General features: G+C 64.0%; 24 protein-coding genes. 12 read left to right on the forward strand and 12 right to left on the reverse strand.

Features of this window, described 5'->3' with window-relative positions; all coding sequences use genetic code 11:
• Positions 1-58: 58 nt before the first annotated feature.
• Both V5F23_RS21080 and V5F23_RS21085 read right to left on the reverse strand, forming a co-directional pair.
• Positions 59-1,489: a sensor histidine kinase gene (locus V5F23_RS21080; RefSeq protein ID WP_338496463.1), complete on the reverse strand. Its 1,431-nt coding sequence runs from the start codon at positions 1,487-1,489 to the stop codon at positions 59-61.
• Positions 1,476-2,198, reverse strand: coding sequence for a response regulator transcription factor (locus V5F23_RS21085; protein WP_338496465.1), 723 nt, complete (start codon positions 2,196-2,198; stop codon positions 1,476-1,478). Before V5F23_RS21085 ends, V5F23_RS21080 begins: the two co-directional genes overlap by 14 nt.
• 207 nt (positions 2,199-2,405) lie before the next feature.
• Here V5F23_RS21085 and V5F23_RS21090 point away from each other — a divergent pair, with 207 nt between their 5' ends.
• The 4 genes from V5F23_RS21090 (at position 2,406) to V5F23_RS21105 (ending at position 7,168) form a co-directional block, all read left to right on the forward strand.
• Entirely contained in the window at positions 2,406-5,156 is a 2,751-nt protein-coding gene (locus V5F23_RS21090; protein ID WP_047736539.1) for a response regulator, read from the forward strand.
• 66 nt (positions 5,157-5,222) lie between these two features.
• Entirely contained in the window at positions 5,223-6,212 is a 990-nt protein-coding gene (locus tag V5F23_RS21095; protein ID WP_042728523.1) for a 2-hydroxyacid dehydrogenase, read from the forward strand.
• 117 nt (positions 6,213-6,329) lie between these two features.
• Positions 6,330-6,767 carry a hypothetical protein gene (locus V5F23_RS21100; protein WP_123578410.1) on the forward strand — a complete coding sequence of 146 codons (438 nt, stop codon included), beginning with the start codon at positions 6,330-6,332 and terminating at the stop codon, positions 6,765-6,767.
• Complete coding sequence (locus tag V5F23_RS21105) at positions 6,764-7,168, forward strand: META domain-containing protein (RefSeq protein WP_042728521.1); 405 nt, start codon at positions 6,764-6,766, stop codon at positions 7,166-7,168. Before V5F23_RS21100 ends, V5F23_RS21105 begins: the two co-directional genes overlap by 4 nt.
• A gap of 203 nt (positions 7,169-7,371) precedes the next feature.
• On the opposite strand, the gene V5F23_RS21110 is transcribed toward V5F23_RS21105, so the two are convergent.
• Positions 7,372-7,839: a TlpA disulfide reductase family protein gene (locus V5F23_RS21110; protein ID WP_047736541.1), complete on the reverse strand. Its 468-nt coding sequence runs from the start codon at positions 7,837-7,839 to the stop codon at positions 7,372-7,374.
• A 112-nt stretch (positions 7,840-7,951) separates the two neighbouring features.
• Between V5F23_RS21110 and arsC the strand changes: the two genes are divergently transcribed.
• Genes arsC through V5F23_RS21125 form a run of 3 tightly spaced genes read left to right on the forward strand, consistent with a single transcriptional unit; the run spans position 7,952 to position 9,325 of the window.
• On the forward strand, positions 7,952-8,305 hold the full coding sequence (arsC, locus tag V5F23_RS21115; protein ID WP_047736542.1) for an arsenate reductase (glutaredoxin): 354 nt from the start codon (positions 7,952-7,954) through the stop codon (positions 8,303-8,305).
• Complete coding sequence (gene wrbA / locus V5F23_RS21120) at positions 8,302-8,907, forward strand: NAD(P)H:quinone oxidoreductase (protein ID WP_047736543.1); 606 nt, start codon at positions 8,302-8,304, stop codon at positions 8,905-8,907. Before arsC ends, wrbA begins: the two co-directional genes overlap by 4 nt.
• Positions 8,900-9,325, forward strand: coding sequence for a DUF2069 domain-containing protein (locus V5F23_RS21125; protein WP_047736544.1), 426 nt, complete (start codon positions 8,900-8,902; stop codon positions 9,323-9,325). Before wrbA ends, V5F23_RS21125 begins: the two co-directional genes overlap by 8 nt.
• Before the next feature lie 99 nt (positions 9,326-9,424).
• On the opposite strand, the gene V5F23_RS21130 is transcribed toward V5F23_RS21125, so the two are convergent.
• On the reverse strand, positions 9,425-10,099 hold the full coding sequence (locus V5F23_RS21130; RefSeq protein ID WP_047736545.1) for a DNA-3-methyladenine glycosylase I: 675 nt from the start codon (positions 10,097-10,099) through the stop codon (positions 9,425-9,427).
• 67 nt (positions 10,100-10,166) lie between these two features.
• Complete coding sequence (gene ttcA / locus V5F23_RS21135) at positions 10,167-10,991, reverse strand: tRNA 2-thiocytidine(32) synthetase TtcA (RefSeq protein ID WP_042733005.1); 825 nt, start codon at positions 10,989-10,991, stop codon at positions 10,167-10,169.
• Positions 10,992-11,415: 424 nt separating this feature from the next.
• Here ttcA and V5F23_RS21140 point away from each other — a divergent pair, with 424 nt between their 5' ends.
• Together V5F23_RS21140 and V5F23_RS21145 are read left to right on the forward strand one after the other, a co-directional pair.
• On the forward strand, positions 11,416-12,018 hold the full coding sequence (locus V5F23_RS21140; RefSeq protein ID WP_047736546.1) for a Yip1 family protein: 603 nt from the start codon (positions 11,416-11,418) through the stop codon (positions 12,016-12,018).
• A 159-nt stretch (positions 12,019-12,177) separates the two neighbouring features.
• On the forward strand, positions 12,178-12,672 hold the full coding sequence (locus tag V5F23_RS21145) for a SprT family zinc-dependent metalloprotease (RefSeq protein WP_053145879.1): 495 nt from the start codon (positions 12,178-12,180) through the stop codon (positions 12,670-12,672).
• A gap of 120 nt (positions 12,673-12,792) precedes the next feature.
• Here V5F23_RS21145 and V5F23_RS21150 read toward each other — a convergent pair whose 3' ends face one another.
• Positions 12,793-13,974 carry a CaiB/BaiF CoA-transferase family protein gene (locus V5F23_RS21150; RefSeq protein ID WP_047736547.1) on the reverse strand — a complete coding sequence of 394 codons (1,182 nt, stop codon included), beginning with the start codon at positions 13,972-13,974 and terminating at the stop codon, positions 12,793-12,795.
• Between the two features lie 205 nt (positions 13,975-14,179).
• Complete coding sequence (locus V5F23_RS21155) at positions 14,180-15,511, reverse strand: dicarboxylate/amino acid:cation symporter (protein ID WP_042731781.1); 1,332 nt, start codon at positions 15,509-15,511, stop codon at positions 14,180-14,182.
• Positions 15,512-15,843: 332 nt separating this feature from the next.
• On the opposite strand from V5F23_RS21155, the gene V5F23_RS21160 reads away from it, so the two are divergent.
• Positions 15,844-16,842, forward strand: coding sequence for an AraC family transcriptional regulator (locus tag V5F23_RS21160; RefSeq protein WP_042731782.1), 999 nt, complete (start codon positions 15,844-15,846; stop codon positions 16,840-16,842).
• A gap of 124 nt (positions 16,843-16,966) precedes the next feature.
• On the opposite strand, the gene V5F23_RS21165 is transcribed toward V5F23_RS21160, so the two are convergent.
• From V5F23_RS21165 to V5F23_RS21175, 3 genes are all read right to left on the reverse strand, one after another.
• Positions 16,967-18,313, reverse strand: a complete 1,347-nt coding sequence (locus tag V5F23_RS21165) for an ATP-binding protein (protein ID WP_042731783.1) — start codon at positions 18,311-18,313, stop codon at positions 16,967-16,969.
• Positions 18,310-18,987: a response regulator gene (locus V5F23_RS21170; protein WP_047736550.1), complete on the reverse strand. Its 678-nt coding sequence runs from the start codon at positions 18,985-18,987 to the stop codon at positions 18,310-18,312. Before V5F23_RS21170 ends, V5F23_RS21165 begins: the two co-directional genes overlap by 4 nt.
• A gap of 105 nt (positions 18,988-19,092) precedes the next feature.
• Positions 19,093-19,692, reverse strand: a complete 600-nt coding sequence (locus V5F23_RS21175) for a membrane protein (protein WP_042731785.1) — start codon at positions 19,690-19,692, stop codon at positions 19,093-19,095.
• 152 nt (positions 19,693-19,844) lie between these two features.
• On the opposite strand from V5F23_RS21175, the gene V5F23_RS21180 reads away from it, so the two are divergent.
• Both V5F23_RS21180 and V5F23_RS21185 read left to right on the forward strand, forming a co-directional pair.
• Positions 19,845-20,636, forward strand: a complete 792-nt coding sequence (locus V5F23_RS21180) for a dienelactone hydrolase family protein (protein ID WP_042731786.1) — start codon at positions 19,845-19,847, stop codon at positions 20,634-20,636.
• A gap of 176 nt (positions 20,637-20,812) precedes the next feature.
• The gene (locus V5F23_RS21185; RefSeq protein WP_202595572.1) at positions 20,813-21,538 is read left to right on the forward strand and encodes a 4'-phosphopantetheinyl transferase; all 726 of its coding nucleotides are present in this window, start codon (positions 20,813-20,815) and stop codon (positions 21,536-21,538) included.
• Between the two features lie 114 nt (positions 21,539-21,652).
• On the opposite strand, the gene V5F23_RS21190 is transcribed toward V5F23_RS21185, so the two are convergent.
• Entirely contained in the window at positions 21,653-23,263 is a 1,611-nt protein-coding gene (locus tag V5F23_RS21190) for an ATP-binding protein (RefSeq protein ID WP_212802942.1), read from the reverse strand.
• Positions 23,260-23,982 (reverse strand): response regulator transcription factor, encoded by a 723-nt coding sequence (locus tag V5F23_RS21195; protein WP_042729792.1) that lies wholly within the window; start codon positions 23,980-23,982, stop codon positions 23,260-23,262. Before V5F23_RS21195 ends, V5F23_RS21190 begins: the two co-directional genes overlap by 4 nt.
• Between the last annotated feature and the right edge of the window lie 236 nt (positions 23,983-24,218).

Consider the following 24,218-nt stretch of genomic DNA (forward strand, 5'->3'; position numbering starts at 1 on the left):
ATTTATCCCCGTTGGGGCGCGAAGCGGCCCCCGATAACCGATCTGACACACCGAGGACTCAGGCCTGAGGGCTGCTTCGCAGCCCAGCGGGGCGGTGCGACGTTTCGCTAAATCCCCTCGCCACAGGGGCCGTGCAGGGCTCACTGGCGATTAGCAGCAGGTTAAGGCGTAATCCCTTTCTCGCGTTCTCGGCCCACATCCCCCCGCCCTGACGCAGCACCGCATTGCGCGCGATGCTCAGGCCCAACCCGAAACCACCGTCCCCCGGACGGGAGCCGTCGAGGCGGATGAAGGGGTCGAAGATGCGTGAAAGATCCTGCTCGGCCACCCCGCCGCCCTCGTCCTCCAGCCACAGATGCCAGTGGGCGCCGTCGCGTTGGCCGGCCAACCGCACGACGCCGCCGGGCGGTGAGTGGCGGATGGCGTTGCGCAAGACGTTTTCCAGGGCCTGGGCCAGGGTGTTGAGGTTGCCCTGGACCCAGCAATCGGCAGGCACGCTGCAATGCAGTTGGTCAGCGGGCCAGCCGCTTTCGTAGCAGGCATTTTCGCTGAGCATTTCCCACAGCGCCTGGACCTGGATCGCCTCGCCTGGCAACGGCGCGCGCTCGGTGTCGAGCCAGGCCAGTTGCAACGTGTCGTCCACCAGCCGCTGCATGCCGGCGACTTCCCGCGCAACGCGTTCGCGCAGTTGCGGCAGCGCCTGCTCGCTTTCGCTGGCCACCTGCAAGCGGCTGAGCGGCGTGCGCAGTTCATGGGACAGGTCGCGCAACAGCTGTTGTTGCAGGGCAACCGTGGATTGCAGGCGCTCGGACATGTGATCGAAGGCGCGTCCCAGCTCGCCCAGTTCATCGGTCCGGTTGGTCGTGTGGCTGGACAGGCGCACGTTCAATTGGTCGGCCCGCCAGGCGTTGGCCTGTTCGCGCAGTTGGTTGAGCGGCACCACCAGCAGGCGATACAGGCCCACACACAGCAGCAGGGTGAACAAGCCCGGAATCACGCCGTTGGTGATCACACGCCAGAACACCCGGTACTGCCCTGGCAGGAAACGCTCGGGCAGTTCGATCACCAGGCTACCGACGGACGGGTCACCGGGAAACGGCACCCGCAGCCACGGACGGCCCTTCTTGTGAATCGGCCAGTCGAGCCCGCGCAGGAACGTCAGGCGTTGGGTTTCACTGTCGGTCAGCGGGCGGTCGCCGAGCGATTGCAAGTCACCGCCAATGACCCCGACCCAACTCGCTTCCCGCTGCTGCATGCCTTGCAGCCATTGCTCGACGCCCGCCTGCTGGCCGGCAGACCAGGCTTGCTCGGCCTCGGCGGCATAATGGCTCAGTGTGTGGCGGGCTTCGTCAGAGAGGAACTGGTTGCGCACCTCCATGTAGCGGCCCCAGGACCAACTCAGCCAGATCATCAGCAGACAGAACGCCATCAGCAGGCACGCCAGTTTCCAGAACAGCGAGTGCCGGCCCGGCAGGTCAGACCATTTCATCGTCGGCACTCAACACGTAGCCCTTGCCCCACACCGTGCGCACCTGGCGCGCGCTGTAGTCGATCGCCTTGAGCTTGCGCCGGATCTGGCTGACGTGCATGTCCAGGCTGCGGTCGTGGGGGGCGTAGCCGCGTTGCAACACATGCTGATAAAGGAAGGCCTTGCTCAACACTTCATCGCCGCTGCGCTGCAGGACATCGAGCAGGCGGTATTCGCTGCGGGTCAGGCCGGCCCATTGCCCGCCGACGTGTACATCGCCACGCTCTTCGTCGAAGGCCAGGTCCCGGGCCTGGCGACCGCTCGCCGCCAGCGCCGGTCGTCGGTCCAGCGCCACCCGCCGCAGGATGGCTTCGATACGCACGTGCAGCTCTGCCATGCTGAAGGGCTTGGGCAAGTAATCGTCGGCGCCCAGGCGAAAACCACTGATGCGATCGGCCTCGGCCCCCAGCGCCGACATCAACAGCACCGGGGTCGAGTGGCTCTGGCGCAGGCGGGTCAACGCCGCGAGGCCATCCAGGCCCGGCAACAGGATGTCCATCAGCACCACGTCGAAAACCTGCTGACAGGCGATGTCCAGGCCTTCCTGGCCATTCTGGCACCAGGTCACGTCGAACCCGCTGCGGCCCAGGTGCTCATGCACGTAGGCGCCCAGCACGGGATCGTCTTCGATGGACAGGATGCGCGGGTGAACGGCGGAAGTGGGAGTCATGACTATCTGCAAATAATTCTCAGTTGGCGATTATTCAAGATCACCCCCAAAGAGGCAACCATCGCCTACGCCCTTCGCCCGGCGGCCGCGATGCGCGGCGACTTGAATTTTACGAAGATTGCCCGCCTGCAAATCGCTACACTGCGCAGGTACTGCGTGCCGGATGCGCGCAACGCTTAATCGAACCGCTGGATGCAGGAGACAAGTGTGCTCAAGAAACTGGGAATCAAAGGCCGCGTGCTGTTGCTGACCCTGTTGCCGACCAGCCTGATGGCGTTGGTTTTGGGCGGCTATTTCACCTGGATGCAGCAATCTGACCTGCATGCCCAGTTGCTGCAACGTGGCGAAATGATCGCTGAACAACTGGCCCCGCTGGTCGCCCCCGCCATGAGCCGGCAAGACACCGAGCTGCTGGAGCGCATCGCCACCCAGTCGTTGGAACAAACCGACGTACGCGCCGTGACCTTCCTCGCCCCCGACCGCTCGCCGCTGGCCCACGCCGGCCCGACCATGCTCAACCGGGCGCCTGAGGGCAACAGCACGCAATTGCTGCAACGCACCGGTAACGACGCCACGCGCTACCTGCTGCCGGTCTTCGGCAAGCACCGCAACCTGGCGGGCGAACTGATTCCCGAAGAAGCCGACCGCCTGCTGGGCTGGGTCGAGCTGGAGCTGTCCCACAGCGGCATGTTATTGCGCGGTTATCGCAGCCTCTTCGCCAGCCTGTTGCTGATTGCCGCCGGCCTGGGCCTGACCGCGCTGCTGGCCCTGCGCATGGGCCGCACGATCAACCGCCCGTTGAGCCAGATCAAGCAAGCCGTGGCCCAGCTCAAGGACGGTCACCTGGAAACCCGCCTGCCGCCCTTGGGCAGCCAGGAGCTGGACGAACTGGCGTCGGGCATCAACCGCATGGCCGGCACCTTGCAGAACGCCCAGGAAGAACTGCAGCACAGCATCGACCAGGCCACCGAGGACGTGCGCCAGAACCTGGAAACCATCGAGATCCAGAACATCGAGCTGGACCTGGCGCGCAAGGAAGCCCTGGAAGCGAGCCGGATCAAATCCGAATTCCTGGCGAACATGAGCCATGAGATCCGCACCCCGCTCAACGGCATCCTCGGCTTCACACACCTCTTGCAGAAAAGCGAGCTGACCCCACGCCAGCTCGACTACCTGGGCACCATCGAAAAATCCGCCGACAGCCTGCTGGGCATCATCAACGAGATCCTCGACTTCTCGAAGATCGAGGCCGGCAAGCTGGTGCTCGACAACATCCCGTTCAACCTGCGGGACCTGCTGCAAGACACCCTGACCATCCTCGCCCCCGCCGCCCATGCCAAGCAGCTGGAGCTGGTGAGCCTGGTGTACCGCGACACGCCGTTGTCGCTGGTGGGCGATCCGTTGCGCCTCAAGCAGATCCTCACCAACCTGGTGAGCAACGCCATCAAGTTCACCCGCGAGGGCACCATCGTCGCCCGGGCCATGCTCGAAGACGAACACGAAGACAGCGTGCAGTTGCGCATCAGCATCCAGGACACCGGCATCGGCCTGTCCGCCCAGGACGTGCGGGCGCTGTTCCAGGCGTTCAGCCAGGCCGACAATTCGCTGTCGCGCCAGCCGGGCGGCACCGGGCTGGGCCTGGTGATTTCCAAACGTCTGGTGGAACAGATGGGCGGCGAGATCGGCGTGGACAGCACGCCGGGCGAAGGCTCGGAGTTCTGGATCAGCCTGCGCCTGCCCAAGACCCGCGACGACGCCGAGGACCTGCCCGGCCCGCCGTTGCTGGGCCGACGCGTGGCGCTGCTGGAAAACCACGAGCTGGCGCGCCAGGCCTTGCAACACCAGCTCGAGGACTGCGGCCTGCACGTCACGCCCTTCAACACCCTGGAAAGCCTGACCAACGGCGTCACCGTCGCCCACCCGACCGACCAGGCGTTCGACCTGGCCGTGCTGGGCATCACCAGCAACGACATGCCGCCGGAACGCCTCAACCAGCACATCTGGGACCTCGAACACCTGGGCTGCAAGGTGCTGGTGCTGTGCCCCACCACCGAACAGACGCTCTACCACCTCTCGGTGCCCAACCCCCACAGCCAGTTGCAGGCCAAGCCCGCCTGCACCCGCAAGTTGCGCCGCTCGCTGTCCGACCTGGTGAACCCACGGCCAACCCGCAGCGAGCCGAACGAGCCGGTGGCCAGCCGCGCGCCCAAAGTGCTGTGCGTGGATGACAACCCGGCCAACCTGTTGCTGGTGCAGACCCTGCTCGAAGACATGGGGGCCAAGGTGCTGGCGGTGGAAAGCGGCTATGCCGCGGTCAAGGCCGTGCAAAAGGAAACCTACGACCTGGTGCTGATGGATGTGCAGATGCCCGGCATGGACGGGCGCCAGAGCACCGAGGCGATCCGCCAGTGGGAAAGCGAGCGCCACTGCACGCCGTTGCCGATCGTAGCCCTCACCGCCCATGCCATGGCCAACGAAAAGCGCGCCCTGCTGCAAAGCGGCATGGACGATTACCTGACCAAGCCCATCAGCGAGCGGCAACTGGCCCAGGTGGTGCTCAAATGGACCGGCCTGGCCTTGCGCAATCAGTCGCCGGAGCGCCACGGCGACGCCCAGACCGGCGGTGAACTGCTGGTGCTCGACCACGAGGAGGGCCTGCGCCTGGCCGCCGGCAAGGCCGACCTGGCGGCGGACATGCTGGCGATGTTGCTGGCGTCCCTGGAAGCCGACCGCGAAGCGATCCGCCAGGCCAGCGAGGCCAACGATCACAACGCCTTGATCGAACGAGTCCATCGCCTGCACGGGGCGACGCGCTACTGCGGGGTTCCGCAACTGCGCGCCGCCTGCCAGCGCAGCGAAACCCTGCTCAAGCAACAGGACCCCAAAGCCGCCGCCGCCCTGGAAGAACTGGAGCGCGCCATCAATCGGCTGGCGAGCGAGGCCCGTATCAGCGCCTGACCCAGCGCAATAACCGTCGGGGCCATCACGGCTAAGCTGATGCCATCCAAGCCTCAGGAGGCCGCCATGCGTGTGATTCTTTTCAGCAGCCAGACTTACGACCGCGACAGTTTCAGCAAGGCTGTAGCCCCCGCCGGCCTTGAACTGCAGTTCCAGCCGGCGCGCTTGAACCTGGACACCGTCGCCCTGGCCGAACACCACGAAGTGGTCTGCGCCTTCATCAACGACGACCTCAGCGCCCCGGTGCTGGAGCGGCTGGCAAGCGGCGGGACCCGGCTGATCGCCCTGCGCTCGGCCGGCTACAACCATGTCGACCTGATGGCCGCCCAGCGCCTGGGGCTGGCCATCGTCCGGGTGCCTGCCTACTCGCCCCACGCCGTCGCCGAACATGCGGTGGCGCTGATCATGGCCCTCAATCGCTGCCTGCACCGCGCCTACAACCGTACCCGCGACGGTAACTTCAGCCTGCATGGCCTCACCGGCTTCGATCTGGTGGGCAAGACCGTCGGGGTGATCGGCACCGGGCAGATCGGCGCGACGTTCGCGCGAATCATGGCCGGCTTCGGTTGCCGGTTACTGGCTTACGACCCCTACCCCAATGCCCAGCTCGAAGCGCTGGGCGCCCATTACTTGCCGCTGCCGCAACTGTTGGAACAGGCGCAGATCATCAGCCTGCACTGCCCGCTCAACGAACAGAGCCGCCACTTGATCAACGCCCAGTCCCTGGCCGCGATGCAACGCGGCGCCATGCTGATCAACACCGGGCGCGGCGGGCTGGTGGATACGCCGGCGCTGATCGAAGCGCTGAAGAGCGGTCAGTTGGGCTACCTGGGGCTGGATGTCTATGAAGAAGAGGCCCAACTGTTCTTCAAGGACCGCTCCGACCAGCCCCTGCAGGACGATGTCCTGGCCCGGCTGCTGACCTTTCCCAACGTGATCGTCACCGCCCACCAGGCCTTCCTGACCCATGAAGCGCTGGCGGCGATCGCCACCACCACTCTGGACAACATCGCCGCCTGGGCGGCTGGCACGCCACAGAACCTGGTAGATGGCTGACCTGCTCTATCAGCCAACACATAACTCCCACAGGATGGAGTTTCGTCGGCAAGACTCGTGGTTGCCCATCCCCAGCCATGCCCCCGTGCTAGCATGTCGCGCCTATTTGGAGGACCCATGGCCGAACACGATTTCCGCTACACCCTGATGAACCCGCAGCACACCCTGACCGAAGTCCGCGCCTTGGCGCCGGGCCGCTATCAGGTGACCGGTAATGGCGGCTCGATCCAGGCCAACGATGTCTTGCTGGTCACCCTCAAGGGCAGCAAGGACCTGTCCATGCGACTGACCGTGGACACCGTCCGGCACCTGCTCAAGCCCATGGGCCAATGGACTGCCATGACCACCGGCCCAGTGTTCGGCGAACTGGCGATCCACACCTGGCAGGTCAACTGCGACGGCTGCGCCAAGGCACTGAGCTTCGAGTTCGCCGTCGATGCCCAGCTGGGCGTCAAGGCCCAGAAGCCAGCCGCCAACGCGCGTATCGCCGAGTTGGGCTGGACCACGGTCGGTGAAAAACACCTGTGCCCGAAATGCCAGGAAGCAGCCCGATGAAACACACGGCCCTGGCCGCGTTGATCGGCATGAGCCTGATGGGTTGCGCCGCTGAACCTGTGCAACTGCAGCACAATCGCAGCTACATCCTGGAGTGGATCGGCGAACGGCCGTTGATGGACTACAGCCACCTGACCATCACCCTCGGCGACGATGGTCGCGCCTATGGCAACGGCGGCTGCAACCACTGGTTTGCCGCCTACACCCTGGAAGGCCACCGCTTGAACTTCGGCAAGATCGGCAGCACCCGCAAGCTCTGCGCCCCGGCCGTGATGGAGCAGGAAGGCCGCTTCTTGCAGGCGCTGGAAAAGGTCGAGCGCTGGGACATCGCGCCCAACGAGCAGATGCGCTTCTGGCCCGCCCAGGGCAAGCCGCTGCGCTGGTGGCTAGAAGAAGGCTGAGACCGCCCCCCCTGTGGCTAGCAACACTAATGAGCTGATGTAGATGCGATGATTGTGGCGAGGGGATTCATCCCCGCTGGGCTGCGTAGCAGCCCCCTTGCGTTTGGTCTGATATATCGCGGTGGCATTGATATATGGGGGCCGCTTCGCAGCCCAACGGGGATGAATCCCCTCGCCACAAGGTATCCACCTTGCAACAGGTCTTATTTGAGCGCCTGCAACGCCTCCAGCTTCGCCATCACCCCCGCCGCCGTCTGCTCCCCGAGCAACTGCTCGCGCAGCTTGCCCTGGTTGTCGATGATGTAGGTCACCGGCAGCCCTTCACTGCGTGGCAGGTCGAAGATCTCGGCCGGGTCGCGAGCCAATACGGTGAAGCGGATGCCCATCTTGTCGCTGGCGCTCTTGAGCTCCTCGCCCTGCACCTGGTCGAAATTGACCCCGAACACGCCGACGTTGCGGCCCTTGAGCTGGTCGGCCAGGGCATTGAACTCGGGAATTTCGGTGCGGCACGGCGCGCACCACTCCGCCCAGTAGTTGAGCACCAGCCATTGCTTGTCCAGCCGCTGCGAGGCGACGGCCTGGCCGTTCTGGTCTACCCCGTAGTCGTTGCCGCAGCCGGCGAGCAACAAAATGCCCATGAATGTCATTGCCGCCGTCAGTCGCCTTACCATGTGCCGATCCTTGTCTGAATGTGAGCTGCCGCGACCCGTTGCCTCTGTTGGGTGCTTGGGGCCTCGCGGCACAGTAGAATAGCCGCCACCTTACGCAAGATGCGACCCGCTCATGACCGATCTGACGCTTTATCACAACCCGCGCTGCTCGAAATCCCGCGGTGCGCTGGAACTGTTGGAGGCCCGCGGCCTGACGCCCACCGTGGTCCGCTACCTGGAAACCCCACTGGACGCCGCGCAACTGGAACGCCTGCTGGGCAAGCTCGGCATTACCGCCCGGCAACTGCTGCGCACCGGTGAAGAGGCCTACACAGACCTGAACCTGGCCGACGAAAGCCTGAGCCAGGCGCAGTTGATCGCCGCCATCGCCGCCCACCCGAAACTCATGGAACGGCCCATCCTGGAAACCGCCGACAAGGCCGTGATAGGTCGTCCGCCGGAGAAAATCCTGGAGATCCTGCCGTGAGCACACCGTACATCCTGGTGTTGTATTACAGCCGCAGCGGCTCGACCCATGAGATGGCCCGGCAGATTGCCCGTGGCATCGAGCAGGCCGGGCTGGAAGCCAGGCTGCGCACGGTGCCGGCGATTTCCACCGAATGTGAAGCGGTGTCGCCGGACATCCCCGAGCAAGGCCCGCTTTACGCCACTCTCGATGACCTCAAGCACTGCGCCGGCCTGGCCTTGGGCAGCCCGACCCGTTTCGGCAACATGGCCGCGCCGTTGAAGTATTTCCTCGACGGCACCAGCAACCTGTGGCTGACCGGCGCCCTGGTGGGCAAGCCGGCCGGGGTGTTCACGTCCACGGCCAGCCTGCATGGCGGCCAGGAAACCACCCTGCTGTCGATGATGCTGCCGCTGTTGCACCACGGCATGCTGATTACCGGCCTGCCCTACAGCGAGTCGGCGCTGATCGACACCGAAGGCGGCGGCACGCCCTATGGGCCGAGCCATCACGCGGGAAGCGACGGCAAGCGCGGCCTGAACGAACACGAAGTCGCGCTGTGCCGGGCCCTGGGTTCGCGCCTGGCGAAGACGGCACAGTTGCTGGAGAAAGGCCGTGGCTAAGAAGCCCAAGATCCTGCCGCCCATTGCGTGGCTGGAACCGCGGGTGCGCATCGCCCGCCTCCTCAGCCTGCTGTGCTTCTTTGGCCTGGTGGGGTTACTCAGCGCCTATTACCTGCTGATCGCTGACCTGCACGGTGCGCGGCCCTGGGTCATCCTGCTGATCGAGCTGGTGCCGCTGCTGATCCTCGCCCCCGGCATGCTCACCGGCAGCGCCCGCGGCCACTCGTGGATGTGCTTCGTGGTGAACCTGTACTTCATCAAGGGCGCGCTGGCGGCCTATGACCCGAACCGGCAACTGTTCGGCCTGCTGGAAATGGCGGCGAGCCTGGCGGTGTTCTGCTCGGCGTTGTTGTATGTGCGGTGGCGGTTTCAGTTGAACCGGCGGTTGGCGGGGGAAGGCGAGGTCCCTGTCGCCTGAGAGGCCGCCATCGCGAGCAAGCTCGCTCCCACATGAGGTCTGTGGTGTTCACAAATCCCCTGTGGGAGCGAGCTTGCTCGCGATGGGCGCGACGCGGTCTCAATGATTGACGGTGTAGGCCAGCATCATCGAAATCTGCGACATCGGCCGCCCGCCGCTCTCTTCATGCCAGCGGTTGAAAGCATTCTGCACCGTCGCCAGGTCCCGCAGGCTGGTGGGGACTTTGTCGATGATCTCCTGGGCATTGAGCGCGGCCACCACGTCATAGCTCGGCACAAAGGTGTCCTTGCCCATCATCCGCAGGAAGCGCGGCGCCGACAGGCCGCCCAGTTGATGGCCGTGTTTCTTCAGGTAGGTCCACAGGCCGACGATGTCGGTCACCGGCCAGTCGGCGATCAGCGCGCCGAAGCTGCCTTTTTCGTGGGCCACATCCAGGATCAGTTGGGCGTTGCGCGGCACGCTCTTGAGCTTGCCCAGGTGGCGGATGATCCGTGCGTCCTGCATCAGTCGCTCCAGGTGCTCGGCACTCATGAGCACGACTTTTTCCGGGTCGAACTTGAAGAACACCTCTTCGAACGCCGGCCACTTGGCATCCACCAGGCTGTGCTTGAGGCCCGCGCGAAAGACCCGCAGCGCCATGGTCGAGAGGTAGCGGTCGTCACTGATCTTGCGCAATTGCGCCGGGGTCTTGGGAACAGGCAGGTGGGCTTCCAGTTCAGCCGCCGAACCGAAGCGGTTCAGACAATACTCGTGCAGCCACTTGTAATCGCGCATGCCCTCTCCTGGGGTCAGAAATGAAAACGGCGCTCGCGAGCGCCGTGAAATAGAGGCCTTGGTCGCGTCAGAGGTTCACCACGTTGACGAAGCGCGGCGTGGCGTTTTCGTCGATGCGCAGGTTGGTGAAGTCGAACAGGTTGCGATCCGCCAGTTGCGATGGGACAACGTTCTGCAGGCCACGGAAGATGCTCTCGGTACGCCCAGGGGTCTTGCGCTCCCACTCCTGGAGCATTTCCTTGACCACCTGGCGCTGCAGGTTCTCCTGGGAACCGCAAAGGTTGCAGGGGATGATCGGGAATTGCTTGAAGTCCGAATAGGCCTGGATGTCCTTCTCGTTGCAATAGGCCAGCGGCCGGATCACCACGTTGCGCCCGTCATCGGCCCGCAGCTTGGGCGGCATGGCCTTGAGGGTGCCGTTGTAGAACATGTTTAGGAAGAACGTCTCGACGATGTCGTCGCGGTGGTGCCCCAGGGCCATCTTGGTCGCGCCGATCTCGTCGGCAAAGGTGTAGAGCGTCCCGCGCCGCAGGCGTGAACACAACGAGCAGGTGGTCTTGCCTTCGGGAATCAGTTCCTTGACCACCGAATAGGTGTCTTTCTCGACGATGTGGTATTCCACGCCCAGCGACTCGAGGTAGGCCGGCAGCACGTGCTCGGGGAAACCGGGCTGCTTCTGGTCCATGTTCACGGCGACGATGTCGAACTTGATCGGGGCAACCTTCTGCAAGTGCATCAGCACATCGAGCAAGGTGTAGCTGTCCTTGCCGCCGGACAGGCAGACCATGACCTTGTCACCGTCCTCGATCATGTTGAAATCGGCGACCGCCTCACCGGCCAGGCGGCGCAGGCGCTTTTGCAGTTTGTTCTGGTTGACCGTAAGAGTGCCCATGACGCGAAATCCGTGAGGTGTGACGAAAGGCCGGCATTTTACGCAAAAAATCCACTTTCGGCGAAGGCTCATGACGGGCGCTATTGTGGCGAGGGGATTTATCCCCGTTGGGCTGCGCAGCAGCCCCTCATTAACGACTGGGTTACTGGGGGAGCCAATGGATGGGGGGTGCTTCGCACCCCAGCGGGGATAAATCCCCTCGCCACAGGCGGATTCTTCCAGCCGGAGCGGTGCACAGACCCATCGGCGATTAACCCGCCAACCGACAGCGCAATTTGCTCTAAGCCTCCCATCCCGCTGGCGATAACTCCTTTCTATACTGCGGCATAAGGTCGCACACACATACAGACCTTTACTTACTTGGCCATTTGGCCCGTAGGCGCTCCGTTGGGGGGCGATGGCAATAACAAAGGAGTGACTGACTATGATCCATCATGTCGTGGGACTCTTTACCCACCCTGATCAAGAATGGAAGGAGATCCGTGGCGATCAGGAGGAAAGCATCAGCCACATGTACCTGACCCACACGCTGATCCTGGCGGCCATCCCCGCCATATCGGCGTTCATCGGTACCACGCAGGTGGGCTGGGTCATCGGCAACCGCCCTCCGGTGATGCTGACGCAGGAAAGCGCGCTGTGGATGACGGTCATGTCATACCTGGCGATGCTGGGCGGCGTGGCGGTGATGGGCGCCTTCATCCACTGGATGGCCCGCACCTACGACGCCAACCCGAGCCTGGCCCGTTGTGTCGCGTTTGCCACCTACACGGCAACCCCTTTGTTCATCGGTGGCCTGGCGGCGCTCTACCCGCACATGTGGCTGGGGATGATCGTCGGCACGGCGGCCATCTGCTACACGGTCTACCTGCTGTACGTGGGCCTGCCGACCTTCATGAACATTCCCCAGGACGAAGGCTTCCTCTTCTCCAGCTCGGTGCTTGCCGTCGGCCTGGTGGTGCTGGTCGCCATCATGGCGTTCACGGTGATCGTCTGGGGCCTGGGCGTTGGCCCGGTGTATACCAATTAACCGCAAGAAGCCCCTCCGATAACAAGCAATCCTGCCAACACAGGCCGCCGCAAGGCGGCCTTCCTGTGTTGGCAATGGCGAAAACGACCGCTGGGCGCCCCGGCGATTCGCAACGGTCGATGCTTGCGGCATACTCGGGTTTCTGGAGATCCGTACAGCATGCTCGAGCAACTCAATACCCGCGTCGAAGAGTGTTACCAACAAGCCGAAACCTTTTTCAAACGTCCTTTCAAACGCCCGGTGGTCAGCTTCAAATTGCGTGGCCAGAAAGCCGGGGTCGCTCACCTGCATGAGAACCTGCTGCGCTTCAACCCACAGTTGTACCGGGAAAACGCCGATGACTTCCTCAAGCAGACCGTCGCCCACGAAGTCGCACACCTGATCGCCCACCAACTGTTTGGCGAGCGCATCCAGCCCCATGGCGAAGAGTGGCAACTGATCATGCGCGGGGTGTACGAACTGCCGCCCAATCGCTGTCACACCTACGCCATCAAACGCCGCAGCGTGACCCGCTACATCTACAAATGCCCGTGCGACGGCAGCGACTTCCCGTTCTCGGCCCAGCGCCACAGCCTGGTACGCCAGGGACGCAGGTACTTGTGTCGCAGTTGCCGGGGGACGTTGGTGTTCAGTGGGGAGACGCGGGTGGAATAGCCTGATTTTGCGGTGCCTGGACTGACCTCTTCGCGAGCAAGCCCGCTCCCACAGGGGACTTGTGTACACCGTAGGTCCGATGTGGGAGCGGGCTTGCTCGCGAAGGGGCCCTAAAAAGCACTACAAAATCACCTTGTCACCGCGCAATTGGGCAATCTGCTGCGCACTAAACCCCAGCTCCCCCAACACCTGGTCCGTATGCTCCCCAACCTTCGCGCCAATGTGCCGGGGCGCGGGCAGCCCATCCGAAAACTTCAGCGGACACGCCATCTGCGCCTGGCGCGAACCATCGCCCCGAGGCACCTGGGTCACCACCTCGCGCGCCTGCAACTGCGGGTGTTGCAACGCTTCGTCCAACCCCAGCACCGGCTCGACACAGGCATCGATGCCCGCGAACAACTGGCACAACTCGGCGAAATCATGTTTTTCGAACTCGACCTGCAGCGCCTGCTTGAGCGCCCGCTGTTGCGCGGGGTCGGGCGAGAGGCCCTGGGTCGCCAGTTCCGGTCGCCCCAAGGCCTCGCACAGGGCCTGCATGAAGCCCGGCTCCAGGCTGCCCACCGACATCCAGCGGCCCTCCCGCGTGCGGTAATAGTCATAGAAACTGCCGCCATTGAGCATCTGGCTTTCAAACCCTGGCACCTGACCGCAGGCCAGGTACCCGGCACCGGCCAGGGCGTTCAGGCTGAAGACACAGTCGGTCATGCTGACGTCCAGGTGCTGGCCCCGCCCGGTCTGCTGTCGGGCAATCACCGCCGCCAACAGCCCGATCACTCCATGCAGCGAGCCACCGGCGATATCGGCTGCCTGGATCCCCAGCGGCAGCGGCCCGCTGTCGGCGCGACCGGTGTGGCTGGCCAAGCCTGCCACGGCCAGGTAGTTGATGTCGTGGCCGGCACGTTCCTTGTACGGCCCGGTCTGGCCGTAGCCGGTGATCGACACGTAGATCAGCCGCGGATTGATGGCCTTTAGCGCTTCGTATCCCAGGCCCAGTCGCTCCATGACCCCGGGCCGGAACTGCTCCAGCAGGATGTCATGGTCGGCGAGCAAGGCCTCGATCACCGCCAGCGCCTGTGGTTGCTTGAGGTCCAGGGCGAGGCTGCGCTTGTTGCGGTTGAGGTACGCGTGGCTGGCAGACACCCCGTGGTCATGGGGCGGCAGCATCCGCAACAGATCCGCACGGTTCGGCGACTCGATGCGCAGCACCTCGGCGCCCATGTCGGCCAGCAGCAACGAGGCGAACGGGCCGGGCAGCAGGGTCGAAAAGTCCAGAACCTTGAGCGATGCCAGTGGGCCTTGCATGAGCGATCTCCGAGGGGTGATGGCTCAAGCCTAGGCAGGGATGAGAGGCGGGGCAATTACCGCGGGTGTTGTTTGGGGTGACCAATGCGCTCAAGAAGCGAGCCGTGGCGAGGGAGCAAGCTCCCTCGCCACAGGGGATGCAGTGGCCTTTTCGTCAGTCATGAAAAAACCCGCCGAGGCGGGTCTTTTCAGTGCAGGCTGACGCTTACTTCACAGCGCCCGGTGCTTCGGCTGCCGCAATCTGCTCGTCCTCTTCGCGGACGTCGGAGATGCCGCGACCACCGGAAGCCAGTTCGGCGTGCAGTTGGTCTTCGTCCAGTTCCTTGACCCACTTGGCAACCACGACCGTGGCAACGGCGTTGCCCACCAGGTTGGTCAGGGCGCGGGCTTCGGACATGAAGCGGTCGATACCCAGGATCAGCGCCAGGCCAGCCACCGGCAGGTGACCCACGGCCGACAGGGTGGCGGCCAGTACGATGAAGCCGCTACCGGTCACACCGGCGGCCCCTTTGGACGACAGCAGCAACACCAGCAGCAGGGTGATCTGGTGGGTGATGTCCATGTGGGTATCGGTGGCCTGGGCGATGAACACCGCGGCCATGGTCAGGTAGATCGAAGTACCGTCCAGGTTGAACGAGTAGCCGGTCGGGATGACCAGGCCAACGACAGACTTCTTGGCGCCCAGGCGTTCCATCTTGATCAGCATGCGTGGCAGGGCCGATTCCGACGAGGAGGTGCCCAGCACGATCAGCAGCTCTTCACGGATGTAGCGAACCAGCTTGATCACGCTGAAGCCGTGGATGCGGCAGATGGCACCCAGCACGACCAGCACGAACACCACGCAGGTGATGTAGAAGCAGATCATCAGCTGGCCCAGTTGCACCAGCGAACCGACACCGTAGGCACCGATGGTGAAGGCCATGGCACCGAATGCACCCAGGGGCGCCAGTTTCATGATCATGTTGATGATGATGAACATGACGTGGGCGAAGCGGTCGATGAAGTCCAGGACCGGCTTGCCGTAGGCGCCCAGGCGATGCAGGGCGAAACCGAAGATCACCGAGAACATCAGCACTTGCAGGATGTCGCCGTTGGCGAACGCGCCGACGATGGTGTTCGGGATCACGTTGAGGATGAAGGCAACGATGCTCTGGTCTTTACCGGCGGAGATGAAGCCGGCGATCTTGCTGGTGTCCAGGGTCGACACGTCGATGTGCATGCCGTTACCCGGTTGCACGACGTTGACCACGACCAGGCCGATCAGCAGGGCGATGGTGGAGACGATCTCGAAGTACAGCAGCGCATAGCCGCCAGTTTTGCCGACCGACTTCATGTTCTGCATGCCGGCGATACCGCTGACGACGGTACAGAAGATGATCGGGGCGATGACCATTTTGATCAGTTTGATGAACCCGTCACCGAACGGCTTGAGGGCAACACCGGTCTGCGGGTAGAAGTGGCCGAGCAAAATACCGATGGCAATGGCTACGATCACCTGGAAATACAGGGATTTGTACAGGGGCTGACGAGTCGTCATGGCAAACCTTCCTCAAGCGTCCCGTGCGACAACATCCACCTGTCGTCCACGAAACCTCAATTGCGAACCCTCCTGCACTGGAGGGATTTGTTTTGTCGGCTGCACGCGGCAGACCTACCTAACGCATCGCAAAGCGCGTGCCATTTTTGCGAAACCTCCTACATCCGGTATAGCAGACGGGTTGGCGCATTCCACAAGGGTTTAAACAGGGCGTGTAAGGTGGCGGATTTCCGCCTGCTGGCCGCTTCCCGCTCCGGAATTTGGCGGATATCCGCCTTGTCCAGGTCCGTCCCGCTGCTACCATCGCCGGCTTAACGGACGGATTTCTTGCCATGCGCCAACGCACGATCGCCAGCCATTTCGCCCGCGCAGCCCTGGGTGGCGCGCGCCGGCAAGGCTTCGATTACCTTCCCCTGCTGCAACAGTTGGGCATCAGCCCCCAATTGCTGGAGGAATCACGGGCGCGCATCGCGCCGGAACAGTTCGCGCGCCTGCTGCAGTCGCTGTGGCAACAACTGGACGATGAATACCTGGGGTTCGGCCGGGCGCCGAGTAAACCCGGGACGTTTGCAATGATGTGCCACGCGTTGATCCACTGCCGAACCCTGGGCAAGGCGCTCCAGCGCGGCCTGTTGTTCTACGGCCTGTTCCCCGACGCCCCCCGCCTGTCGCTGGAAGCCGAAGGCGAGCGGGTCCGGCTGGTGCTGGACGACTCGACGCTGTGGGACCCGGATCACTTCCTGAGCGAAAGCCTGCTGGTGATCTGGCATCGCCTCGGCAGTTGGTTGATTGGCCAGCGGATCGGTCTGGAACAGGCGACGTTCGGCTACGCGAGGCCCGCCCACGCGGCCGAGTACGACTTGCTGTTCCCCTGTCCGTTGGTGTTCGGGGCTCCCAGCAGCAGCCTGTTGTTCCACAGCCGCTACCTGGACATGCCGCTGCTGCAGGACGAACGCACCCTCAAGCATTTTCTCGAACGCTCCCCCGCCGACCTGCTGTCGCGCCCCGACGATGGCCACAGCCTGAGCAGCCAGCTGCGGCGCCTGCTCAGCCGCGACACGGCACGTTGGCCCGACCTGGACACCGTGGCGAGCCACCTGCACATCAGCCCCCAGACGCTGCGCCGGCACCTGCGCGAGGAAGGCACCAGTTTCCAGGCGCTCAAGGACCAATTGCGGCGGGATATCGCCATCTATCACCTGGGGCATGCGCAGCTGTCGTTGCAGGAGATTGCCGAGCAGTTGGGGTTCTCGGAACCGTCGGCGTTTCATCGGGCGTTCAAGAAGTGGACGGGGGTGACACCGGGGGCTTATCGGGAGCAGGAGAACTGAGTGGCAGCATCCGGTTTTGGTAGGCCTCTTCGCGGGCAAGCCCGCTCCCGTGAGCACCGCAAATCCCCTGTGGGAGCGGGCTTGCCCGCGAAGAGGCCAATAGCCACACCGAAAAAAAACCCAGTCATACCACCGGAAAATGAATCCGGAACGCCGCGCCGCCCAGTTCCGAATCCCCCAGGGTCAACGTGGCGCCGTAGCTTTCGATGATGTCCTTGACCACCGCCAGGCCAATCCCCTGCCCCGGGTGCTGGCGGTCGAGCCGTTCGCCACGCTGGAGAATCCGCGCCCGCTGATCCGGCGGTACGCCCGGCCCATCGTCCTCGACGCACAGCTCCATGCCGCCGAGGGTCTGGTGGACGCTGACGCGCACCTGCCCCAGGCAGAGTCGATAGGCGTTTTCCAACAGGTTGCCGAGCATTTCCAGCAAGGCGCCCTGCTCGATCGGCACCTGGCAGTGCTCTGGCAGGTCGAAACCGACATCGACCCGTTTATCGCGATAGACCTTGTCCAGGGTGTCGCACAGGCTTTGCAACACCGGGCGCAAGGGCACCTGGTGGCGCACCAGCCCGCTCTTGCGCAGGCTGGCACGCTGCAACTGGTAGCCGATCTGCTGACTCATGCGTTCGATCTGGGATTGCAGGACCCAGGCCTGGTCCCGGTCCGCGGGGCGCCGGGCCATGTCTTCGCTGACGCCCTGCAGCACCGCCAGCGGGGTTTTCAGGCTGTGGGCCAGGTCATCGAGGGAGTCACGGTAGCGGCTGCGCTGCTCGCGCTCGCTGTACAGCAGGCGGTTGAGGGAGCCGGTCAGGCGCAACAGCTCGCGGGGGTGCTCGGTGCTGAGGCTGTCCCGGGCCCCGCTTTCGATCTCGTCCAACTCCTGGCTCAAGCGCCGCAAGGCCCGCAGGCCCCAGGTCAGGCCGATCCACAACAGCGCCAGCAATACCAGCAGGGCCGCGCCAAAACCCAGGTAGAGATTGTCCCGCAGGCCTTGCAGGGTCACCTCGTAGTCGCGGACCGGTTGCAGGGTGACGATACTGAAGGCCGCGTTCTGCCCGCCGAGCAGTTGGATCTCGACGTCATAGACGAAAAACTCCTGGCCATCGTTCTCGCGGATTCGCGCGAACTGGTTGCCCTGGCCGTCGTAGCGCGGCGTGTAGTTGATGTTTTCTTCCCGCGTGGCCTTCGAGCGCCACACCAATCGCCCGTCGCGGTCATAGATGTAGCCCAGCAACCGGGCATCGGCGAGGTTGAAGCGCTCGTCGGGCAGTTGCGTCGGCATCTTCAAGCGGTTGTTTTCCACCCGGGCGGCGGAAATCAGCGTGGTCACGTCCGACGCCAGGCGCTGCTCGATGGACTCCTGCAACGCCAGGCTGAACGCACCTTGCATCGCCGGCAGCAGCGCCAGCATGAACAACACCGCCAGGGTCATGGCGGCCAGCATCAAGCGCAGGCGTAGCGAACGAATCACTGGCAGCGCTCGTTGAACAGGTAGCCCAGTCCTCGCACGGTGTCGATCGGCTTGAAGCCACCGGGGGCCTCCAGCTTGCGGCGCAGGCGCCCGACCAGCACTTCGATGACATTCGGATCGCGCTCGTCGTCATCGGGATACAGCTGTTCCATCAAGCGGTCCTTGGCGACCACCTGCTGGTGATGACGCATCAGGTACTCGAGGATGCGGTACTCGTAGGCGGTCAGGGCCAGGGGTTCTTCGTCGAGGGACGCCTGCTTGCGGTTGAGGTCCAGCAGCAATGGTCCGGCGACGATGGTCGACTGGGTGAAGCCGCTGGAGCGCCGCAACAGCGCATTCAGGCGGGCTTCCAGCTCTTCGAACTGGAAGGGCTTGACCACATAGTCGTCGGCCCCGGCGGCCAGGCCCTCGACCTTGTCCTGCCAGTTGCCGCGGGCGGTCAGGATCAGGATCGGAAACGTCTTGTCCTGGGAACGCAGCCGGCGGATCAGCTCCAGGCCGCTGATGCCCGGCAGGCCCAGGTCGACGACGGCCAAGTCGTGGTTGAATTCCGCGACCTGGTACAAGGCCTCTTCAGCGTTGGCGACGGCCTGCACCACGTGGCCGCTGTCGGTGAGACGGGTTTGCAGGTGATGACGCAGCAGAGCCTCGTCTTCGACGACCAGTAATTTCATGAAGCCTCTCCCCAGGCAAATCAAACGATCCAGTGCTGTGTACCACAACGAAAGGCGCCGGATCGTTTTGGACCGATCCGGCGGGATACGCTCACCCCACGCCGCTTAGAACGTGTAGTTGGCCGACAGGTAGGTCTGGGCGCTGCTGGTCAGGTCCAGCGAGCCGACCTTGTCGCCGCCGTGGGGGCTCATCTCGGTGCTGGCGTTGCTGCGCAAGTAACGGTAACCCAGTTCTACCGAGGTGTTCTGCGAAATTTGTTGCAGGACGCCGCCCTGCAAGCCCACGGCGTAACCGATGTCGCTGTCGCGGCTGTAGCCGGGGGAATCCTGGGTCAGCTTGGTCAGGCCCGCTGTGCCACCGCCGAACAGCTTGGTGGTGCTGGTGACCGGATAGAACACGTCGTAGCTGCCCAGCAGGTTTTCCTGGCGCAGCTTGATGCCGTTGTGAGTACCCGAGACATTGTCATAGGTGGCGTAGTAGCGACCCTGATCGTTCTGCTTGCCCAGGCGAATGCCATAGGTGGTGTCTTTACCGATGATGCCGTCGGCGTTCGGGTGGTTCAGGTTGTCGTTCAAGGCATCGGACTTCTTGACCTTGTCGCTGGTCTGGCCCAGGGTCAGGCTGGCGAAATTGTCATCGGCGTGGGCCATGGCGCTGGCGCCCAGCACGGTGAAAGCCAGCAGCAGTTTCTTCATCGCAGTCATGATCAAATTCCTTTCAAGCGTGGGTGGTGGGTGAAGTCGCAGTCACGTTAACCAGCGGTCCCTGAACACCCCTTGAACGTTCTCTGAACCTTGGCTGAATGAATCGGCTAGAGTGTCTTGTCCCATACGCCCCCCTCTCAAGGAGATCCACCATGCGCAGGTTGCTTGCCGTTGCACTTCTGGCCCTCAGTGGCATGAGCCACGCCGCTGTCCAGACCCAGGAGATTCCCTACACCAGTGCCGACGGCACGAAGCTGATCGGCTATTACGCTTTCGACGACGCCGTCAAAGGACCGCGCCCGGGCGTGGTGGTGGTGCACGAGTGGTGGGGGCTGAACGATTACGCCAAGCGTCGCGCCCGTGACCTCGCCGGCCTGGGCTACAGTGCCCTGGCCATCGACATGTACGGCGACGGCAAGAACACCGAGCATCCGAAGGACGCCATGGCGTTCATGCAGGCCGCGCTCAAGGATGGCAAGGCCGCCAGTGCGCGCTTCCAGGCCGGGCTCGACCTGCTGAAGAAGCAGCCCCAGACCGACCCGGACAAACTCGCCGCCATTGGTTACTGCTTCGGCGGCAAGGTGGTGCTGGACGCCGCGCGCCAGGGCGTGCCGCTGGCCGGCGTGGTGAGTTTCCACGGTGCCCTGGTGACCAACACCCCGGCCACGCCCGGCAGCGTCAAGGCCAAGGTGCTGGTTGAGCACGGCGCGCTGGACAGCATGGTCACTGAAGAGAACGTGAAGGCGTTCAAGAGCGAGATGGACAAGGCCGGCGCCGACTATAAGTTCGTCAGCCTCGACGGTGCCAAGCACGGCTTCAGCAACCCTGACGCCGACCGCCTGAGCCACGGCGAGCACGGCGGGCCGGACATTGGCTACAACAAGTCGGCCGACGAAAAATCGTGGGCGGACATGCAGGCGTTCTTCAAGAAAATCTTCGATTGATCCTGTAGATCCGTGGCGAGGGAGCTTGCTCCCGCTCGGGTGCGCAGCGCCCGCAAATTTCGGGGGCCGCTGCGCAGCCCAGCGGGAGCAAGCTCCCTCGCCACAAAAGCCTTGTTCACTCAGGACATCATGGCTCCCACTACCCAGCTCCCGGGCAACCCGGCAAAATGCCCGCCATGAACGCACTCCCCACCCTACCCGCCTGCTGCTCGCCCCTGGATGAACACTGGCCGTTACCCGAAACCCTGCCCGGTACGGTGCTGCTGAGCACCCGCTTCGATCCAGCACGGCTGGGCGCGGATGACTTCCTGAACAGCGCCATCGAGCCGCCGGCGAGCATCCAGCGTTCGGTGGCCAAGCGCCAGGCCGAATTCCTCGCCGGGCGCATCTGTGCCCGGGCCGCTTTGCAACGGCTCGATGGCCAGCCTTGCGTGCCGGCCATTGGCGAAGACCGGGCCCCGGTGTGGCCGGCCCATGTCAGCGGCTCGATCACCCACAGCAACGGCCACGCGGCCGCCATCGTCGCCAGGAAAACCCACTGGCGAGGACTCGGCATGGACCTGGAAAACCTGCTGGAACCCGAGCGCGCCGAGCGCCTGTGCGGTGAAATCCTCACCCCACCCGAGCTGCTGCGCATGGCCACCCTAAGCCGCGATGACCGGGCCCTGCTCGTGACCCTGACCTTTTCCGTGAAGGAAAGCCTGTTCAAGGCGCTGTACCCCCTCGTTGGGCAACGCTTTTATTTCGAGCATGCCGAGGTGCTGGATTGGACGCGCGATGGACAAGTGCACCTGCGCCTGCTGACGGACCTGTCGACCGAATGGCGCCATGGCAGTGAGCTGCAGGCGCAGTTTGGGGTGCGGGATGAGCAGCTATTGAGCCTGGTGGCGATCAAGGCCTGAGGTTGTTGGGTTTGGGAAGGCCTCATCGCGAGCAAGCTCGCTCCCACATTGGCGCGCGCTCGACTTGTGGGAGCGAGCTTGCTCGCGATGAGGCCAGTACAGACACCCCACCTATCAAGACCGATCCTGATGCCGCGGCCAGCTCAAGCTGAAACATGCCCCGCCCAGGCTCTTGCTCTTGCCGATCAACGCCCGGCCGTCGTGCCAGTGGATGATCCGCCGCACGATCGACAGGCCCAGACCATGCCCGCCCGAAGCGCGGGCGCGGCTGTCGTCCAGGCGCAGGAAGGGCTTGAAGATGCGCTCCCAGGCCGCCTCCGGCACGCCTGGCCCGTCATCCTCCACGTCTACCCGACAACGCAACTGGCCCACCTGGTAGCTGACGGTCACCCGCGAGCTGGCGTGGCGCATGGCGTTGCCCACCAGGTTCTGCAAGGCCCGGTGCAGGAACCGTGGCTCGGCCTCGACCCAGGCGCCGTCACAATCGGCGGCCGACAGGCATAGCCCGCGCTCGACGGTGATACCAGCGCGCAACGGGCCCAGTTCATCGATCACCTGATTGACCAGCGCGTCCAGGTCCACCCGCTGGAAATTCAACGCCGGCGAACCCTGCTCCAACCGGGCGTAGGTCAGCATCTCGTCCACCAGCCGGTCGAGGTCTTCGATGTCGTGGTCCATGCCCGCCAGGTATTTGTCCCGGGCCTGGGGCGTGGAGGCCGTGCCGAGCATTTCCAGGCCGAAACGCAGGCGGGCCACCGGGGTGCGCAGTTCGTGGGACACCGCTCGCACCAGTTCGCGCTGGATCGCCAACAGTTGTTGCAAGTGCTCGGCCATGCCGTTGAACGCAGCGGCCAGGCGCCCGACCGAGTCGGCGCCGCGAGCCGGCACCCGGGTTTCCAGGCTGCCCTGGGCGATTTGCGTAGCGGCCGACTCCAGGCCACGCAGGCGCCGCTCCAGTTGGCGCACCAGCAGGTAGACGATCAGGCCGATGAGGCTCAACCCCAACGCCGCGATCAGCACCAGCCATTGCGGCGGATAAGGGTTCATCTGGTACAGCGGCCCGATCTCCAGGACCCACGGCGTGCCGACCATGCCGGCGAACACGCGGATCGAATCGCCGCCCTTGCCCAAGGCCATCACCGTATCGCCCTCGGACACGCGGCGGCGCTGGTCTTCGTCCATGTCCGCCTGCTCGGCGGTCATGAGGCGCAAATCGAAACCAAAGCCTTTTTCCTCCTTGAGTTGGGCGAGCCTCCGGGGTTGCTCGGCCACCGGGTAGCGCACCAGTTCGTCGGCCAACAGGTAGATGGTCGCCCGCGCCAGTTGCTCGCTGATCTGCTGGACTTCCCCCACCAGCACCAATTGCTCGCCATCGCTGACCAGGCGGTAGACCTTCGCCGCGTGGGGCCCGGTCTGCTCGACCAACGCCTGGCCCCGCAGCACGCGGGTGCGTTGACTGAGGTCCAGGTGGGTCTGGTTGAACGTCTGCACCGTCAGGGGAATGCCCAGCAGGCGCTCCCAGACCAACAGCGCCCGGTGCCGTTCGGTGTCGTTCATCGGCCGCAGGTTGTCGGCCATCAACGAAAACGTGCCGTGGGCCAGGCGCTCGCGGTATTGCTCGCTGCGGGCCTGGTTGAGCAGGTGCAGGGCCAGCACGCCCAGCACCGCCACCAGCACCAGGGCCGCGCACATGCCGCCATAGATACGCAGGAAGATCGAGTTCACGGCGCCGCGTCTACACAGGCTTCGGGCACGAACAGGTAACCTTTGCTGCGCACGGTCTTGATCAGTCGTGGATGGTCCGGGTCGTCGCCGATCTTGGGACGGATGCGCGAAATGCGTACGTCGATAGACCGGTCCTGGCCGTCATAGCCGATGCCGCGCAGCGCGGTGAAGATTTCTTCCCGGGACAGGATGCGCCCGGCGTTCGACACCAGCAGCCACAGCAGGTCGAACTCGGCGCTGGTCAATTCGATGCCATTGCCCTGCAACCAGGCTTCGCGCAGGGCATTGTCCACCACCAGCGGGCCGAACTCCAGGCGGCGCGGCTTTTGCGTGGCGGACGGTTCCGGCTCACTGCGTCGCAGCAGGGCCTGGATCCGCGCCAGCAGCAGGCGCGGGCGCACAGGCTTGCAGACGTAATCGTCGGCGCCCAGGTCCAGGCCCTGGATCTGGTCGGTGTCGTCAGTGCGGGCCGTGAGCATCAGGATCGGTCCGTCATACTGCTCACGCACCTTGCGGCAGATGCTCAGGCCGTCTTCGCCGGGCAGCATCAGGTCGAGGATCACCAGGTCCGGTTGTTCGGCAATGATCCGCGCCGCCGCCACCGCCCCATCGCCCTCGATGGCGACGCGCAAGCCGTTGCTTTCGAGGTACTCACGGGTCAGCTCGGCCAGACGCTGGTCATCCTCGACGATCAATACCTGCCAGGCTTCTTGTTCCACTGGGGGCCTCGTCTTGCTGTGAGTATAAAAAAGAAGGATCAGCACTTACCTGTGGCGAGGGAGCTTGCTCCCGCTCGATTGCGCAGCAATCGCAAAAAGCCGGGCCGCTTCGCAGCCCAGCGGGAGCAAGCTCCCTCGCCACAACAGTGCTCGCTCCAGAGGTTCGAATACAGCCCCCTCTTTTTGTCATATCAAAGGAGGATAAACATGCCAGCACACCGGCCGATTGTATAAAC

The organism is Pseudomonas sp. WP18, assembly GCF_036689585.1.
Classification (GTDB): Bacteria; Pseudomonadota; Gammaproteobacteria; order Pseudomonadales; family Pseudomonadaceae; genus Aquipseudomonas; species Aquipseudomonas chlororaphis_E.

Bases quoted from the DNA above. Each gene is read 5' to 3' on its own strand.
- V5F23_RS21080 (WP_338496463.1), bottom strand. From the start codon at position 1,489: ATGAAATGGTCTGACCTGCCGGGCCGGCACTCGCTGTTCTGGAAACTG.
- V5F23_RS21085 (WP_338496465.1), bottom strand. From the start codon at position 2,198: ATGACTCCCACTTCCGCCGTTCACCCGCGCATCCTGTCCATCGAAGAC.
- V5F23_RS21095 (WP_042728523.1), top strand. From the start codon at position 5,223: ATGCGTGTGATTCTTTTCAGCAGCCAGACTTACGACCGCGACAGTTTC.
- V5F23_RS21100 (WP_123578410.1), top strand. From the start codon at position 6,330: ATGGCCGAACACGATTTCCGCTACACCCTGATGAACCCGCAGCACACC.
- V5F23_RS21105 (WP_042728521.1), top strand. From the start codon at position 6,764: ATGAAACACACGGCCCTGGCCGCGTTGATCGGCATGAGCCTGATGGGT.
- V5F23_RS21110 (WP_047736541.1), bottom strand. From the start codon at position 7,839: ATGGTAAGGCGACTGACGGCGGCAATGACATTCATGGGCATTTTGTTG.
- arsC (WP_047736542.1), top strand. From the start codon at position 7,952: ATGACCGATCTGACGCTTTATCACAACCCGCGCTGCTCGAAATCCCGC.
- V5F23_RS21130 (WP_047736545.1), bottom strand. From the start codon at position 10,099: ATGCGCGATTACAAGTGGCTGCACGAGTATTGTCTGAACCGCTTCGGT.
- ttcA (WP_042733005.1), bottom strand. From the start codon at position 10,991: ATGGGCACTCTTACGGTCAACCAGAACAAACTGCAAAAGCGCCTGCGC.
- V5F23_RS21140 (WP_047736546.1), top strand. From the start codon at position 11,416: ATGATCCATCATGTCGTGGGACTCTTTACCCACCCTGATCAAGAATGG.
- V5F23_RS21145 (WP_053145879.1), top strand. From the start codon at position 12,178: ATGCTCGAGCAACTCAATACCCGCGTCGAAGAGTGTTACCAACAAGCC.
- V5F23_RS21150 (WP_047736547.1), bottom strand. From the start codon at position 13,974: ATGCAAGGCCCACTGGCATCGCTCAAGGTTCTGGACTTTTCGACCCTG.
- V5F23_RS21155 (WP_042731781.1), bottom strand. From the start codon at position 15,511: ATGACGACTCGTCAGCCCCTGTACAAATCCCTGTATTTCCAGGTGATC.
- V5F23_RS21160 (WP_042731782.1), top strand. From the start codon at position 15,844: ATGCGCCAACGCACGATCGCCAGCCATTTCGCCCGCGCAGCCCTGGGT.
- V5F23_RS21170 (WP_047736550.1), bottom strand. From the start codon at position 18,987: ATGAAATTACTGGTCGTCGAAGACGAGGCTCTGCTGCGTCATCACCTG.
- V5F23_RS21175 (WP_042731785.1), bottom strand. From the start codon at position 19,692: ATGACTGCGATGAAGAAACTGCTGCTGGCTTTCACCGTGCTGGGCGCC.
- V5F23_RS21180 (WP_042731786.1), top strand. From the start codon at position 19,845: ATGCGCAGGTTGCTTGCCGTTGCACTTCTGGCCCTCAGTGGCATGAGC.
- V5F23_RS21185 (WP_202595572.1), top strand. From the start codon at position 20,813: ATGAACGCACTCCCCACCCTACCCGCCTGCTGCTCGCCCCTGGATGAA.